Here is a 2,861-nt window from a genome sequence, read left to right as displayed (position 1 = left end):
TGATCTTCCCCCGGTCCGATGGACGGGTTTAGGCCGCCATGCGCTCCATGTCGGCTGGTGATCTGTAGCCGAGGGCCGAATGCAGGCGCCTCGAGTTGTAGAAGCCCTCGATGTATCCGAACAAGTCCCTGCGTGCCTCGTCACGGGTGGCGTAGACGCGGTGGTAAACGCGCTCGACCTTGAGGGTGTGGAAGAAGCTCTCCATCGGTGCGTTGTCGAGGCAATTGCCGCGACGGCTCATCGAGGGCGTGATGCCAGCGACCGCAAGGGTTTGGCGATACGCGTCGGCCGCGTATTGGACGCCGCGATCCGAGTGTTGGATGAGACCAGGGGGCGGGCGCTGGCGCTCGATGGCCATGCGCAGCGCCTCGACGGCGATCCCGGCGTGCAAGGTCTCGCGCATGGCCCAGCCGACGACCTTGCGGGTGTGCATGTCGATCAGCGCCGCCAAGTAGAGCCAGCCCTCGCCGGTCGGGATGTAGGTCAGATCCGCGAGCCAGACTTGGTTGGGTGCGGACGCCGTGAAGGCCCGCCCAATCCTGTTCGGCGCAATCGGATAAGAATGGCGGCTGTCCGTAGTTCGCACTCGCCGGGGCAGCGCAGCAAGGCCGCGCAGGCCACTGGCCCGCATGAGACGAGCCACACGGTTGCGCCCGATCGCCCGGCCGAGGCTTCGCAGCATCGCATGGATGCGAGGCGATCCGTAGACCCCGCCGCTGTCGGCATGGATGTCTCGGATCTCTGCAAGAAGCCTGCGATTCTCCCGGCTCCGCAGGCTCTCCAGCCGCATCCGCCAAGCGTAGTACCCACTGGGCGACACGCCCAGCACGCGGCACATCGTCCTCACCGGCCAAGTGCCGCGATGCTCATCGACGAACCGGAAAATCACCGGCTGGCCCCGCCGAAGATGAGCGCGGCCTTCCTAAGAAACAGCCTCCGCGTCTGGTATCGGCGCCAAGGCGTAACCGAGAGTCCGGGCGCGGCGCTGAAGATTGGAGAGAACGCGGACGCGGTGCCGCTGATCGTAGGCGGCGGCACCAGGGTCGTTGTAAATTACCCCAAAGCGCAGGGTATTATAGAACAAGACGGCGATTTTGCGGGCCGTGGCGGTGACGGCTTTCTGCTTGCCAACCCGCGATGAGAGGCGGCGATAGAATGCCCCGAGTGCCGTGTCGCTCCGCCCGATCGTGACTGCCGCCAGACGCAAAAGGGCTGCCGCCCGGCTCGAGGACCGCCGTGTTCGCGATGACAGCAGTTTACCGCCGAATATCTTGTTGCCGGGCGCGAGGCAGAGCCAGGAGGTGAAGTGCTTGGCACTCGGCCATGCCTTGAGATCGGTCCCACACTCGGCCACCAGCTTCAGCGCCAGCGAGGGCCCAAGGCCGTGGATTTGGGTCAGGTCCACACCGAGGACGCCGTAGAGAGCCGCCCTCACATCGAATGAGGGCGCATTGACTTGTCTTCCTTTGATCCGGGCCTTCGGAAGGGGAGAGACGGCTCCATTCGCCTTGACCGTGAGCGCCGCGACAGCTGCTTCCAGCTTGTAATCGCAATCCGCCATCTTCGCCTGATAGGCGTCGTAGAGTTCCAATGACTGCGTCAGCGCGAAGACGTGCTCGTCGCGGTCGTTGCCCACCAGCGCCGCGCGGATCGTCTCGACTGACGCATGGCAGCGGACATCGCGGAACGAAGCCAGCACGTCCGGGTCGCGCTCGCCCGCCACGATGGCACGGATGATCCGCATACCGGTCGCACCTGTGATGTCCGAGACGACATGGTGCAGCTGGAGGTTCATCTCCATCAGCGCCTTCTGCATGTGCTGGATATGCGTGGCGGCGTATTCGACCAGCCGCTCGCGCTGGCGCATATAGGCGCGCAGGGTCGCAATCTCGGCCTCGGGGCGGAAGCTCCCACGCAGCAGGCCGTAGGAATGCAGCTGTCGCAGCCATCCTGCGTCGCTTACGTCGGTCTTCCGGCCCGGCACGTTCTTGGCGTAGCGGGCGTTCACGAGGATTACGTCAAAGCCGTGCTGCTCGAGGATCTCGAAGGCCGGGATCCAATAGACGCCGGTGGATTCCATCGCCACGCTGGTCACGCCACAGGATCGGAACCAGTCAGCCAGATCGTGCAGGTCCCGCGTAAACGTGCCGAACGCGCGTACGGGTACGTCCGTGCTGTCGGGGTTCACCGCTGCCATGTGCATTGTCGATCCAATGTCGATGGCCGCCGCGGCGGGATTGATCAACTTCAGGTCCGGGTGGTCGCCGGTAGACTTCTTTGCCATGGCATATCCTCCGTTCAGGCAGGAGGGCGTGGGCCGTGCAAGTCAGTCATCTTCCTAATCGGGATCACCGCCAAAGCAGCGTCACCACTCTCAAGTGCGCATCAGCCCATGTGCCACGTTTTTTAACGGGGTCCATCCCACCAATAAGCCATCGGCAACTGCCCTCCGCTGGCGACGATAGCACAACCTGTTTCTACCGCGCACAGGCGGGCTGCGACCCGGAACGGTTTTTTAGGATATCACGCTCCGTCTCTGCGCGGTGTAGCTCGCGTTTGAGACGCGCGTTCTCCGCCGCCAGGTCGGCCGGGGAGGGCGTCACAGACATAGGCGCCGGCCGCCGCGATGTCGAAGCTGCGGCACCGCCTCCGAGCCGCGCGATCCAGCGCCGAAGCACCGTCTCGTGCAGCCCCAGCTCCTCCGCCACCGCAATGATCGTCATCCCGCTCGTTCGGACGCGCTCTACCGCCTCGCGCTTGAACGCGTCCGGGAACACCCGCCGCTTTCGATCCGTCATCAGACACTCCTATCCGGGTCTCCTCGACCCTATCAGGGCGTCCACCGGACCGGGGGAAGATCA

3 pseudogenes are annotated in these 2,861 nt (G+C 64.5%); all 3 read right to left on the bottom strand.

The window, feature by feature from the left end:
- Positions 1 to 28: 28 nt before the first annotated feature.
- A pseudogene (locus Q1A87_RS23185) lies at positions 29 to 1,016 on the bottom strand (IS3 family transposase); the annotation flags it as partial.
- A gap of 59 nt (positions 1,017 to 1,075) precedes the next feature.
- Positions 1,076 to 2,284 (bottom strand): annotated as a pseudogene (locus Q1A87_RS23180) (IS110 family transposase); the annotation flags it as partial.
- Between the two features lie 229 nt (positions 2,285 to 2,513).
- Positions 2,514 to 2,798 (bottom strand): annotated as a pseudogene (locus Q1A87_RS23175) (transposase); the annotation flags it as partial.
- Positions 2,799 to 2,861 lie beyond the last annotated feature (63 nt).

The organism is uncultured Jannaschia sp., from assembly GCF_947494055.1.
Classification (GTDB): Bacteria; Pseudomonadota; Alphaproteobacteria; order Rhodobacterales; family Rhodobacteraceae; genus Jannaschia.
The sequence above is the reverse complement of the archived record's forward strand: the minus strand, read 5'-3'. Positions and strand labels throughout refer to the sequence as shown.